Below are 12,400 nucleotides of genomic sequence, written 5' to 3'. Positions count from 1 at the left end.
TGAGCCTTACTCCCTCATTTGCCAGTCCACTCGGCCACCCGCTCCGGATGCTTGGCCACCCAGTCCTTGGCCGCCTGGTCAGGCTTGGCACCATCTTGAATCGCCAGCATCACCTCACCGATCTCATCCTTGGACTGCCACTGGAATTTCTTCAGGAATGCCGCCACTTCCGGCGCCTTCTTGTCCAGCTCCTTGCTACCAATGCTGTTGACGGTCTCAGCCGCGCCATACACGCCCTTAGGGTCTTCCAGGAACTTGAGTTTCCATTTGGCGAACATCCAATGCGGCACCCAACCGGTCACCGCGATCGACTGCTGCTTGGGATAGGCCCGGCCCAGTTCGGCGGTCATGCCCGCGCCGGAGCTGGCCTGCAACTTGTAACCCGTCAGGTCGTAGTCCTTGATGGCCTGTTCGGTCTTGATCATCACCCCGGAGCCGGCGTCGATACCGACGATCTTCTGCTTGAAGGTGTCGTCGGTCTTGAGGTCTTCGATGCTGGTGGCTTTGACGTACTCAGGGACGATCAGGCCAATCTTGGCATCCTTGAAGTTGGGGCCGTAGTCGACCACCTTGTCCTTGTTCTTGGTCCAGTACTCACCATGGGTAACCGGCAGCCAGGCCGAGAGCATGGCGTCGAGTTTGCCGGTGGCAACCCCCTGCCACATGATGCCGGCGGCCACCGCCTGCAGTTTCACGTCATAACCGAGCTTCTGCTTGATTACTTCGGCGGCCACGTTAGTGGTCGCCACACTGTCGGCCCAACCATCTACGTAACCAATGCTCACTTCTTTGGCCATTGCCTGCGCAGCGCTCATGGCCAACACCAGGGCGGATCCCACGCCCAGGAAACGTCGCATATTCATCAAAGCATCCCCTCGTCAGGTCTTGGAGATTGCATCATCAACCTGCCACACAGGTCGACCTGCTCTATCAGCGACCTCCACCCCAACCAGATGCGACAGCACTTGGCCATTAGCGTCATCGGCCCGCCCTGCCCTGCGCGATCCTTGCATGCCAATGCATTGGCGCCGGGCATTTGCGGCTATCATCTAGCCCTTTGCGCCTGACGATGGACCGCCTGATGCCCAGTTCCGCCCGCTTGCTACTGCCCCTTTACCTCCTCGCCTGCCTGCTCGCCTTGCTCGGGCTCGGGGCGCTCTGGTACGGGCTGGGCAAGCCGGTGCTGCTGCCCGATGCGGCCAGCCCCACGCATAAACTGCAATGCGCCTCCTACACCCCGTTCGATAAAGACCAATCCCCGTTCGACCAGCCGTTCCGCCTGCGCCCGGCGCGCATGGACGCCGACCTGGCGCTGCTGGCTGAGCGCTTTCAGTGCATCCGCACCTATTCGATGACCGGTCTTGAGGCGATTCCGGCGTTGGCGCGCAAGCATGGGCTGAAGCTGATGATCGGCGCCTGGGTCAATGCCAACGTCGCCGACACCGACAAGGAAGTCGAGCTGCTGATCGCCTCGGCCAACGCCAACCCGGATGTGGTCACGGCGGTGATCGTCGGCAACGAGGCGCTGCTGCGCAAGGAAGTTACGGGAGATCGCTTGGCTGAACTGATCGCCCGGGTGAAAAGTCGTGTGACGGTGCCGGTGACCTATGCCGATGTCTGGGAGTTCTGGTTGCAGCACCCACAAGTGGCACCTGCGGTGGACTTTCTGACCATCCACCTGCTGCCCTACTGGGAAGATGACCCCAGCGGGATCGACCAGGCCCTGGCGCATGTCGCCGAGGTACGGCGGGTGTTCGGCACACGTTTTGCGCCCAAGGACGTGATGATCGGCGAAACCGGCTGGCCCAGCGAGGGGCGCCAGCGCGAGACGGCAGTGCCGAGCCGGGTCAATGAAGCACTGTTCATTCGTGGTTTTGTCGCCATGGCCGAGCGCAATGGCTGGAGCTACAACCTGATCGAAGCCTTCGACCAACCGTGGAAGCGCGCCAGCGAGGGCGCAGTGGGTGGTTACTGGGGGCTGTATGACGCCGATCGCCAGGACAAAGGTGTGCTGGAAGGGCCGGTGAGTAACCTGGCGCTGTGGCCGCAGTGGTTGCTGGCGAGTGTGTCGTTGCTGATCGCGGTGCTGCTACTGGCTGGTCGGCCGGCCGATCCGCGTGCGGCCTTGTTGCTGCCGTTGTTGGCAGCGATAGGCGCCGGCAGTCTGGGGCTATGGGGCGAGCTGATGCGCACCAACGCGCGGTTTGCTGGCGAGTGGCTGTGGGCGGTGTTGCTGGCAGGGCTGAATCTGCTGGTGCTGGCGCATGCTGCGCTGACCTTGGCGCAGCGTAACGGCTGGCGCCAGCGGCTGTTCACCTGGCTTGAGGCGCGGGCTGGCTGGTGGCTACTGGCGGCAGGGTTCGCTGCGGCGGTGAGCATGTTGGCGATGGTGGTTGATCCGCGCTATCGCAGTTTTCCCAGTGCGGCGTTGCTGCTACCCGCTTTGGTCTATCTGCTGCGACCCGTGCCAGCGCGGCGGGCTGAGGTGGCATTGCTGGCGTTTATCGTGGGCGCAGGGGTTGCGCCGCAGTTGTTTCGGGAAGGGTTGCACAATCAGCAGGCTTGGGTCTGGGCGGGGGTCAGTGTTTTGATGACTGCAGCGTTATGGCGAAGTCTGCGCAAGGTTTGAGCCTGCTATCGCGGGGCAAGCCCGCTCCCACGCCATGACCTGCATGGATAACTCGTCATGACCTGCATGGATAAACTGCGTGGGAGCGGGCTTGCCCCGCGATGAGGGCTGCGCAGTCTCCGCTTAACCGAGCTTGCTCGGCACTGGCTGACGCACCAACCGCAACCCGGCCAACACCACCGCAAACACCGCAATGCTAGCGGTGTACAGCACTAGTGCCGGGATCCCGAACAGCAATGCCAGCGCCGCCAGAATCCATCCGGCCCGCCCCGCCAGCAGCTGCGCCAACAGCGCCAAGCCCAGCCCGGCCCAGGCAATCACCTGAAAATGAATCGCCAACCCCAGCAGCGAGCGCAGCTGGCATTGCCAAAACTCCCCCGGCACGCCGCACAGCCCCACCCACTGGGCATCCTCCATCAGCCCATAACGCACGCCATAGCTCGCCGCCAGCCATAACGCCAAGCACAGCAGCAAGACAATAACGGACATTGAACGGGGCATGACGATCTCCGGGGTGGTAATAACAGTGCGCAAGCATAACCCTGTGCAACATCTGTGCAAGGCAAGAACGCGCGCCACCAGCTATGTTGCACAGAAGCACCGTTGCCGCGCTGGTGTAAGGCGCGGCAATATCCAGCGTGACGGACAACCGTGCACTGGGCAACTTTGTACAGGCCGCCATTGTCAGAGCCTGGGTATCGCACCGCCTTGCTGATTTTTTCTGGGGGATTCAATGCTTCGATCAATGCGCCTCGCCGCCCTACTGGGTGGCCTGCTACTGGCTGCGGCCGCCTCGGCGCGGGACATCGACGCCGCAAGCTACGGCTTTCCCTTGACCAACCCGTTCGAGGCGACCATTGCTACCACTCCGCCCGAACAACGGCCGACCCTGCCCAGTGACGAAGACATCACTCAAGCCGACTACAGCCTGAACCTGCGCCCGGAGCGCGCCTTCACCCTGCCCGACAATTTCTGGCCAGTGAAAAAGCTCAAGTACCGCCTGGCCCGCCAGGACCGCGAGGCGCCGCTGATGTTCATCATCGCCGGCACCGGCGCCCCCTACTCCAGCACCATCAACGAATACCTGAAGAAGCTCTACTACCAGGAAGGCTTCCACGTCGTGCAGCTGTCGTCACCGACCAGCTGGGACTTCATGAGCGCCGCCTCGCGCTTCGCCACCCCCGGCATCACTTCAGAGGACGCCGAGGACCTGTACCGGGTCATGCAGGCGGTACGCGCCCAGCATCCGCGCTTGCCAGTCAGCGACTTCTACCTCACCGGCTACAGCCTGGGCGCACTGGATGCGGCGTTCGTCAGCCACCTGGATGAAACCCGGCGCAGCTTCAACTTCAAGCGGGTGCTGCTGCTCAATCCGCCGGTCAATCTCTATACCTCGGTCAGCAACCTGGACAAACTGGTGCAGACCCAGGTCAAGGGCATCGACCGCAGCACCACCTTCTATGAGTTGATGCTGGAAAAGCTCACGCTGTACTTCCAGGAAAAGGGCTACATCGACCTCAATGACGCCCTGCTGTACGACTTCCAGAAGTCGCGCCAGCACCTGTCCAACGAGCAGATGGCGATGCTGATCGGCACTTCGTTCCGCTTCTCGGCGGCCGATATCGCGTTTACCTCCGACCTGATCAATCGCCGCGGCCTGATCACCCCACCGAAACAGCCGATCACCGAAGGCAGCACCCTGACCCCGTGGTTCAAGCGCGCCTTGCAATGCGACTTCGAGTGCTACCTGACCGAGCAAGTCATCCCCATGTGGCGGGCCCGCACCGATGGCGGCAGCGTCCTGCAGCTGGTCGATCAGGTCAGCCTGTATGCCCTGGCCGATTACCTGCACAACACGCCGAAAATCGAGGTCATGCACAACGCCGACGACGTCATCCTCGGCCCTGGCGATATCGGTTTTCTGCGCAAGGTGTTTGGCGATCGCCTGACCCTGTACCCGCACGGCGGCCATTGCGGCAACCTCAATTACCGCGTCAACAGCGACGCCATGCTGGAGTTCTTCCGTGGTTAAAAGACTGCTGCTCGTCACCGCCCTGTTCGCTGCCGGCCATGCCATGGCGGCGGAGATCGCGCCGCGCACCAGCGTGATCGAAGCCGACCCGGTGGTTACCCCCCAAGCAGAAAGCGATGGCTTTCTCGATCCGATGCGCGCGCTGAAATTCAACCCTGGGCTCGACCAGCGTGAATTCGAACGCTCGACCCTGACTGCGCTCAACGTCTACGACCCGCTGGAGTCGATGAACCGGCGCATCTATCACTTCAACTATCGCTTCGACCAGTGGGTGCTGCTACCAGCGGTCAAGGGCTACACCGCCATCACCCCGCGCTTCTTGCGCACCGGGGTGAGCAACTTCTTCAACAACCTGGGTGATGTGCCCAACCTGTTCAACAGCGTGTTCCAGCTCAAGGGCAAGCGCTCGGCGGAGATCACCGCGCGGTTGATGTTCAACACCATCATCGGGGTCGGCGGCCTGTGGGACCCGGCGACCAAGATGGGCCTGCCCCGCCAGAGCGAAGACTTTGGCCAGACCCTGGGCTTCTATGGCGTGCCCGATGGGCCGTACATCATGCTGCCGATCCTGGGACCGTCGAACCTGCGCGATACCACCGGGGTGGTGGTGGATTATGCTGGCGAGCAGGCGATCAACTTCCTCAATGTGGCCGAGGCCAGCACCGATCATCCGGAGATTTTCTTCGTCAGGGCGGTGGATAAGCGCTATACCACGGCCTTCCGCTATGGGCAGCTGAACTCACCGTTCGAGTACGAGAAAGTACGCTACGTGTATACCCAGGCGCGCAAGTTGCAGATTGCTGAGTAGGGAGGGTCAATACCGGCCCTATCGCGGGGCAAGCCCGCTCCCACGTGCTGGTCGAACGAAGGCTGCGTAGGAGCGGGCTTGCCCCGCGATAGGGCCGGTCCCTGCCAGCATCACAATCCCAGAAACTGCCCCAGCTCGCGGCGCTTGGCCAGGGCGTCGTTGCGCCCCAGTTCAATCAGCTCGCTGCAATAGCTCGCCTCGAACAATAGATAACTCAACACCCCTGCCCCGCTTGTGCGGGTCGCCCCCGGCCCACGCAAGAACATGCGCAGCGCCGCCGGCAATTCACGCCGGTGGCGCGCCGCAATCTCATCCAATGGCTGACTTGGCGCCACCACCAGCACCTCGATCGGCGCCAACCCCAAGCGCCGCGCGTCCAGGTGCGCGGGCAACAGGTGGCTGAGGTGATTGAGCCGCTGCAGCAGCTCGATGTCATCTTCCAGGCTGTCAATGAAGGTGCTGTTGAGCATGTGCCCACCAATCTGCGCCAGGCTGGGCTGCTGACCGCTAAACACCCGCTGGGTCGGCAAGGGCGGCGCCGGCCGCTGCGGGTTGCCACTGACCCCGACGACCAGCACCCGACTGGAGCCCAGGTGCAAGGCTGGGCTGATCGGTGCCGACTGGCGCACTGCGCCATCGCCAAAATACTCCTCGCCCAGTTTGACCGGAGCGAACAGCAGCGGGATCGCCGAGCTGGCCAGCAGGTGCTCGACCGTCAGCGCCGTGGGCCGGCCAATGCGCCGATGGCGCAGCCAGGGCTCGATGGTGTCGCGGCCCTGATAGAACGTCACCGCTTGCCCGGAGTCGTAGCCAAAGGCGGTGATGGCCACCGCGCGCAGCTGCTCGCTGGCCAAGGAATGGGCGATGCCGTCCAGGTCCAGGTGCGCTTGCAACAGGCCGCGCAGCGGGCTGCTGTCGAGCAGCGCCACCGGCAGCTGGCCGCCTATGCCTAGCAGGCTGTGGCTGACGAAGCGGCTGGCTTGGCGAATGACCCCGGGCCAATCGCTGCGCAGCACCAGGTGGCTGCGAAAGTTCTGCCAGAAATGGGTCAAGCGCTGTACCGATTCGCCAAAGCGGGTGGCGCCGCTGGCCAGGGTCACGGCATTGATGGCGCCGGCCGAGGTGCCGACGATGACCGGGAAGGGATTGGCCGCGCCGGGGGGCAACAACTCGGCGATCCCAGCCAATACGCCGACCTGATAGGCGGCGCGGGCGCCGCCGCCAGAGAGGATCAGGCCGGTGGTTGGGGTCATGTGGTCCTCCCTGGAATCATTGGTGCTTCAGTGATGGCCTCTTCGCGGGCAAGCCCGCTCCCACAGGGTTTTCACGATCCCTGTGGGAGCGGGCTTGCCCGCGAAGAGGCCATCACTGACACCCTGCAATCAGCGCTTCTTCTTGTCATACAGCCGCGGCGCACCCTCAGGCCGCGATTTGAAGCGCCGGTGCGCCCACAGGTACTGCTCGGGGCACTCGCGCAGCACACCTTCGACCCACTGGTTGATGCGCAGGCAATCGGCCTCTTCGCTCTCGCCCGGGAAGTCGTCCAGCGGCGGATGAATGACCAGGCGATAACCACTGCCATCGTCCAACCGCCGCTGGGTAAACGGAATCACCCGTGCTTTGCCCAAGCGGGCGAACTTGGTAGTGGCGGTCACCGTCGCTGCCGGGATGCCGAACAGCGGCACGAACAGGCTCTGCTTGGCGCCGTAGTCCTGATCCGGTGCATACCAGATCGCACGGCCGCTGCGCAGCAGCTTGAGCATGCCACGCACATCCTCACGCTCCACCGCCAGTGAATCGAGGTTATGCCGCTCACGGCCGCTGCGCTGGATGAAGTCGAACAGCGGGTTGCCGTGCTCGCGGTACATACCGTCGATGGTATGTACCTGGCCGAGCAGCGCCGCGCCAATTTCCAGGGTGGTGAAATGCACGGCCATCAGGATCGCCCCTTGGCCATCGCGTTGTGCTGCCTGCAAATGCTCGAGGCCTTCGATATGCGCCAAACGCGCCAACCGGGCCTTAGGCCACCACCAGCTCATGGCCATTTCGAAGAAGGCGATGCCGGTGGAGGCGAAGTTTTCCTTGAGCAAATGCCGCCGTTGGTCGGCGGACAGCTCCGGGAAGCACAACTCCAGGTTGCGCGCGGCAATCCGCCGACGCTCGCCGGCCACCCGGTACATCAGCGCACCCAAGGCGCGGCCGAGCCACAGCAGCGCGCGATACGGCAGCTGGACGGTCAGCCACAGCAGCCCAAGGCCCAGCCACAGGCCCCAGAATCGCGGGTGGAGAAAATACGGACGAAAACGCGGGCGTTCCATTGAAGCTTCCGGCAAGACAAGGGCCGAGCATTCTACAACGGATCGCCGCCGGTTGCGGGCAACCGGCGTTCTCGTTATAAGTCAGGGCACTTTTTGAGCAACAAGCCGTCTATGCAGACCATGAGCCTAAACCAGACCCCCGAAAGCGCCCCCGTGTTCCAGCTCAAAGGCAGCATGCTTGCCATTACCGTATTGGAACTGGCGCGCAACGACCTCGAGTCCCTCGACCGGCAACTGGCGGCGAAAGTGGCCCAGGCGCCGAATTTCTTCAGCAATACCCCGCTGGTGCTGGCGCTGGACAAGCTGCCCGCCGACGAAGGGGCGATCGATTTGCCTGGGCTGATGCGCGTCTGCCGCCATCATGGCCTGCGCACCCTGGCCATTCGCGCCAGCCGCATCGAGGACATCGCCGCGGCGATCGCCATCGACCTGCCTGTGCTGCCGCCCTCCGGCGCCCGTGAGCGGCCGCTGGAGCCCGAACCTGAGGTGAAGAAGCCCGAGCCAGTGCCTGCGCCGCCCGCGGAGCCAGAAATCCGTCCGACCCGGATCATCACCACCCCGGTGCGTGGCGGCCAACAGATCTATGCTCAAGGCGGCGACCTGGTGGTGACCGCCTCGGTCAGCCCCGGTGCGGAACTTCTCGCCGATGGCAACATCCATGTGTACGGTGCCATGCGCGGCCGCGCCCTGGCAGGCATCAAGGGCAACACCAAGGCGCGTATCTTCTGCCAGCAGATGACCGCAGAGCTGGTGTCCATCGCGGGTCAGTACCGTGTCTGCGAAGACCTTCGACGCGACCCGTTGTGGGGGGCCGGCGTGCAGGTCAGCCTGTCCGGCGATGTGTTGAACATCACCCGTCTTTAACGGATACTTGCCGGCATTTTTAGAGCAACTTTTTCCTCGTTGCCATTTTGTGTATTTGCTGGGACTCGCGTCCCGATTATTTTTAGGGGTGAAACACCTTGGCCAAGATTCTCGTGGTTACTTCCGGCAAAGGGGGTGTGGGCAAGACCACCACCAGCGCCGCCATCGGTACTGGCCTCGCTCTGCGCGGCAAAAAGACTGTCATCGTCGACTTCGACGTGGGCCTGCGTAACCTCGACCTGATCATGGGTTGCGAGCGCCGCGTGGTGTACGACTTCGTCAACGTGGTCAACGGCGAAGCCAACCTGCAGCAAGCCCTGATCAAGGACAAGCGCCTGGAAAACCTGTTCGTCCTGGCGGCCAGCCAGACCCGCGACAAAGACGCGCTGACCCTCGAAGGCGTGGAAAAGGTCATCGAAGAGCTGGCCAAGGATTTCGACTACGTCATCTGCGACTCGCCAGCCGGTATCGAGAAAGGTGCCCACCTGGCCATGTACTTCGCTGACGAAGCGATCGTGGTGACCAACCCTGAAGTGTCCTCGGTACGTGACTCCGACCGTATGCTCGGCCTGCTGTCGAGCAAGTCGCGCCGCGCCGAGCGCGGCGAAGAGCCGATCAAGGAACACCTGCTGATCACCCGCTACAACCCTGAGCGCGTCAACAACGGCGAAATGCTCAGCATCGCCGACGTCGAAGAGATCCTGGCGATCAAGCTCAAGGGTGTGATTCCTGAGTCCCAGGCCGTGCTCAAGGCCTCCAACCAAGGCGTCCCGGTTATCCTGGACGACCAGAGCGATGCCGGCCAGGCGTACAGTGACACTGTCGACCGCCTGCTGGGCCAAGAGAAAGAACTTCGGTTCATCGATGTACAGAAGAAGGGATTCTTCGAGCGCCTTTTCGGGAGCAAATAAACCATGAACCTTTTTGACTTCTTTCGTGGCAGACAAAAACAGACCAGCGCGTCGGTAGCGAAAGAGCGTCTACAGATCATCGTGGCGCACGAGCGCGGCCAGCGCACTACGCCGGACTACCTGCCCGCCTTGCAGAAGGAGCTGGTCGAGGTGATCCGCAAGTACGTCAATATCGGTAACGATGACGTGGTGGTTGCCCTGGAAAACCAAGGCAGCTGCTCGATCCTCGAGCTGAACATCACCCTGCCCGAGCGTTGATTCACGCTTTCGGGTAATCGCCACGGCGCCTGCTGACTTGCAGGTGGCTCGTGGAAGCGGGCTTACCCCGCGATTACGCCAGACCAAGCAACTCAGTTGCAGCGGGTCGGGTAATCGCCGGGCAAGCCTCCTCCCACGCAGCCACTCCCAGTCCGCAGGCGCCGTTGGCATTTGCAGAGAACACGTAATGCCGCTGTCGAACGTGCAGATCCTCCATGAAGACGCCGCCATCCTGGTGGTCAACAAGCCGACCCTGCTGCTCTCGGTGCCTGGCCGTGCCGAAGACAACAAGGACTGCCTGATCACCCGCCTGCAGCAAAATGGCTACCCCGACGCACTCATCGTGCACCGGCTGGATTGGGAAACCTCGGGGATCATCCTGCTCGCACGCGATGCCGACAGCCACCGCGAGCTGTCACGCCAGTTCCACGACCGCGAGACCGAGAAGGCCTACACCGCGCTGTGCTGGGGCCAACCCGCGCTGGACAGCGGCAGCATCGACCTGCCGCTGCGCTACGACCCGCCGACCAAGCCGCGGCATGTGGTGGACCATGAACAGGGCAAGCATGCGCTGACCTTCTGGCGCATCGTCGAGCGCTGTGGCGACTATTGCCGCGTCGAGCTGACGCCAATCACCGGGCGCTCGCACCAGTTGCGGGTGCATATGCTATCGATTGGCCATCCGCTGCTGGGTGATCGTTTGTATGCCAATCCCGAGGCGCTGGCGGCCCATGAGCGGCTGTGCTTGCATGCCTCGATGCTGAGCTTCACCCACCCGGTAAGCGGGCAGCGCCTGAAGTTCGAGTGCCCGGCACCATTCTGAAGCCATAGGTCCATCGCGGATTCGTGGGAGCGGGCTTGCCCCGCGATGGCACCGACACAAATTCCCGGGCAATTACGCTAAACTCGCGCCACTGCTGTCTGGAGTGACTTATGCGCGATGCTTTGAACCAGGGCCTGATCGAATTTCTCAAGGCCTCCCCGACGCCCTTCCACGCCACCGCCAGCCTGGCCCAGCGCCTCGAAGCCGGCGGCTACCAGCGCCTGGATGAGCGCGACAGCTGGGCCACGGTGCCTGGCGGGCGCTACTACGTAACCCGAAACGACTCCTCGATCATCGCTATCAAGCTCGGCAAGCACTCGCCGCTGCTCAGTGGCATCCGTATGGTCGGCGCCCACACCGACAGCCCGTGCCTGCGGGTCAAGCCGCAACCTGAGCTGCAGCGCCATGGTTTTCTGCAATTGGGCGTGGAAGTGTACGGCGGCGCGCTGCTCGCACCTTGGTTCGACCGCGACCTGTCGCTGGCAGGCCGGGTCACCTTCCGCCGGGATGGCAAGGTGGAAAGCCAGCTGGTCGATTTCAAGCTGCCCATCGCGATCATTCCCAACCTGGCCATTCACCTCAACCGCACCGCCAACGAAGGCTGGCCGATCAATCCGCAGCTCGAATTGCCACCGATCATCGCCCAGGTGGCCGGTGATGAGCGGGTCGACTTCCGCGCCTTGCTCACCGAGCAGTTGGCCCGTGAGCACGAGCTGAACGCCGACGTGGTGCTCGATTACGAGCTGAGCTTCTACGACACCCAGGACGCCGCACTGATCGGCCTGAACGCTGACTTCATCGCCGGTGCCCGCCTGGACAACCTGCTGTCGTGCTACGCCGGCCTGCAAGCGATGCTGGCCTCGGACAGTGACGAAACCTGCGTGCTGGTGTGCACCGACCACGAAGAGGTCGGCTCGTGCTCGGCCTGCGGCGCCGACGGGCCGATGCTCGAACAGACCTTGCAGCGTCTGCTGCCCGATGGCGACGAGTATGTGCGCACCATCCAGCGCTCGCTGATGGTTTCGGCCGACAACGCCCATGGCGTGCACCCCAACTATGCCGACAAGCACGACGGCAACCATGGACCCAAACTCAATGCCGGGCCAGTGATCAAGGTCAACAACAACCAGCGTTACGCCACCAACAGCGAGACCGCGGGCTTCTTCCGCCACTTGTGCATGGCCGAAGAGGTGCCGGTGCAGAGCTTCGTGGTGCGCAGCGACATGGGCTGTGGCTCGACCATAGGCCCGATCGCCGCCAGCCACCTGGGTGTGCGCACGGTGGATATCGGCCTGCCGACCTTTGCCATGCATTCGATCCGCGAGCTGTGTGGCAGCCACGACCTGGCGCACCTGGTGAAGGTGTTGACGGCGTTCTATCGCACTCGCGAATTGCCCTGAGTCAGTACCGCCCTCATCGCGGGGCAAGTCCGCTCCCACGCAGACCGCCTGTGCATAAGCGTGGGAGCGGGCTTGCCCTGCGACAGGGCAGGTACAGGCAAAACACCTGCCACGGATCAAGCCCCACCCCGCCCCAGCCGCTATGCTTACTACATGGCCCCAAAGCAGAAGGATTCTGTCCATGTCCCCGTTCATCTCGCTGTTCTTGCCGGTCTTCCTCCTGCTGATGCTGCTGACCATCGGTTTCAGCCTGCGCGAGCGTAATGTCGGAGTGGTGATGATGTGGGTCGGTACGCTCGGCATTTTCGGCATCATGTGCTGGAAGATCCTTGAGAAACTGCCCACATAAACCTCTAC

General features: G+C 62.9%; 13 protein-coding genes. 9 read left to right on the top strand and 4 right to left on the bottom strand.

Translation table 11 applies throughout. The features are described 5' to 3' along the window. Positions 1-14 precede the first annotated feature (14 nt). Positions 15-863: a glycine betaine ABC transporter substrate-binding protein gene (locus tag ACI2JX_RS00585; protein ID WP_186554722.1), complete on the bottom strand. Its 849-nt coding sequence runs from the start codon at positions 861-863 to the stop codon at positions 15-17. A gap of 206 nt (positions 864-1,069) precedes the next feature. On the opposite strand from ACI2JX_RS00585, the gene ACI2JX_RS00580 reads away from it, so the two are divergent. Then, the gene (locus ACI2JX_RS00580) at positions 1,070-2,629 is read left to right on the top strand and encodes a beta (1-6) glucans synthase (protein WP_368973309.1); all 1,560 of its coding nucleotides are present in this window, start codon (positions 1,070-1,072) and stop codon (positions 2,627-2,629) included. Between the two features lie 123 nt (positions 2,630-2,752). Here ACI2JX_RS00580 and ACI2JX_RS00575 read toward each other — a convergent pair whose 3' ends face one another. After that, entirely contained in the window at positions 2,753-3,130 is a 378-nt protein-coding gene (locus ACI2JX_RS00575; protein WP_264235797.1) for a hypothetical protein, read from the bottom strand. 232 nt (positions 3,131-3,362) lie between these two features. Here ACI2JX_RS00575 and ACI2JX_RS00570 point away from each other — a divergent pair, with 232 nt between their 5' ends. Then, positions 3,363-4,661: a serine/threonine protein kinase gene (locus ACI2JX_RS00570; protein ID WP_186554719.1), complete on the top strand. Its 1,299-nt coding sequence runs from the start codon at positions 3,363-3,365 to the stop codon at positions 4,659-4,661. Further along, entirely contained in the window at positions 4,654-5,469 is an 816-nt protein-coding gene (locus ACI2JX_RS00565) for a VacJ family lipoprotein (protein ID WP_264235795.1), read from the top strand. The genes ACI2JX_RS00570 and ACI2JX_RS00565 overlap by 8 nt, the downstream gene beginning before the upstream one ends. Positions 5,470-5,579: 110 nt before the next feature. Here ACI2JX_RS00565 and ACI2JX_RS00560 read toward each other — a convergent pair whose 3' ends face one another. Then, positions 5,580-6,722 (bottom strand): patatin-like phospholipase family protein, encoded by a 1,143-nt coding sequence (locus ACI2JX_RS00560; RefSeq protein ID WP_404689128.1) that lies wholly within the window; start codon positions 6,720-6,722, stop codon positions 5,580-5,582. Between the two features lie 129 nt (positions 6,723-6,851). Then, positions 6,852-7,787, bottom strand: a complete 936-nt coding sequence (locus ACI2JX_RS00555; RefSeq protein ID WP_186554716.1) for a lipid A biosynthesis lauroyl acyltransferase — start codon at positions 7,785-7,787, stop codon at positions 6,852-6,854. 111 nt (positions 7,788-7,898) lie between these two features. Here ACI2JX_RS00555 and minC point away from each other — a divergent pair, with 111 nt between their 5' ends. The 6 genes from minC to ACI2JX_RS00525 all read left to right on the top strand — a co-directional run bounded on the left by minC (position 7,899) and on the right by ACI2JX_RS00525 (position 12,392). After that, the gene (gene minC, locus ACI2JX_RS00550; protein ID WP_186554715.1) at positions 7,899-8,651 is read left to right on the top strand and encodes a septum site-determining protein MinC; all 753 of its coding nucleotides are present in this window, start codon (positions 7,899-7,901) and stop codon (positions 8,649-8,651) included. Between the two features lie 98 nt (positions 8,652-8,749). Beyond that, entirely contained in the window at positions 8,750-9,562 is an 813-nt protein-coding gene (minD, locus tag ACI2JX_RS00545; protein WP_186554714.1) for a septum site-determining protein MinD, read from the top strand. Between the two features lie 3 nt (positions 9,563-9,565). Continuing rightward, a complete protein-coding gene (gene minE / locus ACI2JX_RS00540; protein ID WP_119139657.1) occupies positions 9,566-9,820 on the top strand; it encodes a cell division topological specificity factor MinE in 255 nt (84 codons plus the stop codon). A 187-nt stretch (positions 9,821-10,007) separates the two neighbouring features. Further along, the gene (locus ACI2JX_RS00535; protein WP_186554713.1) at positions 10,008-10,643 is read left to right on the top strand and encodes an RluA family pseudouridine synthase; all 636 of its coding nucleotides are present in this window, start codon (positions 10,008-10,010) and stop codon (positions 10,641-10,643) included. Positions 10,644-10,753: 110 nt separating this feature from the next. Continuing rightward, entirely contained in the window at positions 10,754-12,043 is a 1,290-nt protein-coding gene (locus ACI2JX_RS00530) for a M18 family aminopeptidase (protein ID WP_264235792.1), read from the top strand. A gap of 181 nt (positions 12,044-12,224) precedes the next feature. After that, on the top strand, positions 12,225-12,392 hold the full coding sequence (locus ACI2JX_RS00525) for a hypothetical protein (RefSeq protein WP_186554711.1): 168 nt from the start codon (positions 12,225-12,227) through the stop codon (positions 12,390-12,392). Positions 12,393-12,400 lie beyond the last annotated feature (8 nt).

Origin of the sequence: Pseudomonas sp. NPDC088890 (assembly GCF_044900155.1) — a bacterium.
In the GTDB taxonomy this organism is placed as follows: Bacteria; Pseudomonadota; Gammaproteobacteria; order Pseudomonadales; family Pseudomonadaceae; genus Aquipseudomonas; species Aquipseudomonas urmiensis.
This window is presented reverse-complemented; position numbering and strand designations above follow the sequence as displayed.

Excerpts from the sequence above, each read along its gene's own strand:
- minE (WP_119139657.1), top strand. The coding sequence starts at position 9,566 with ATGAACCTTTTTGACTTCTTTCGTGGCAGACAAAAACAGACCAGCGCG.
- ACI2JX_RS00580 (WP_368973309.1), top strand. The coding sequence starts at position 1,070 with ATGGACCGCCTGATGCCCAGTTCCGCCCGCTTGCTACTGCCCCTTTAC.
- ACI2JX_RS00570 (WP_186554719.1), top strand. The coding sequence starts at position 3,363 with ATGCTTCGATCAATGCGCCTCGCCGCCCTACTGGGTGGCCTGCTACTG.
- ACI2JX_RS00585 (WP_186554722.1), bottom strand. The coding sequence starts at position 863 with ATGAATATGCGACGTTTCCTGGGCGTGGGATCCGCCCTGGTGTTGGCC.
- ACI2JX_RS00560 (WP_404689128.1), bottom strand. The coding sequence starts at position 6,722 with ATGACCCCAACCACCGGCCTGATCCTCTCTGGCGGCGGCGCCCGCGCC.
- ACI2JX_RS00525 (WP_186554711.1), top strand. The coding sequence starts at position 12,225 with ATGTCCCCGTTCATCTCGCTGTTCTTGCCGGTCTTCCTCCTGCTGATG.
- minC (WP_186554715.1), top strand. The coding sequence starts at position 7,899 with ATGCAGACCATGAGCCTAAACCAGACCCCCGAAAGCGCCCCCGTGTTC.
- ACI2JX_RS00575 (WP_264235797.1), bottom strand. The coding sequence starts at position 3,130 with ATGCCCCGTTCAATGTCCGTTATTGTCTTGCTGCTGTGCTTGGCGTTA.
- ACI2JX_RS00535 (WP_186554713.1), top strand. The coding sequence starts at position 10,008 with ATGCCGCTGTCGAACGTGCAGATCCTCCATGAAGACGCCGCCATCCTG.
- ACI2JX_RS00530 (WP_264235792.1), top strand. The coding sequence starts at position 10,754 with ATGCGCGATGCTTTGAACCAGGGCCTGATCGAATTTCTCAAGGCCTCC.
- ACI2JX_RS00555 (WP_186554716.1), bottom strand. The coding sequence starts at position 7,787 with ATGGAACGCCCGCGTTTTCGTCCGTATTTTCTCCACCCGCGATTCTGG.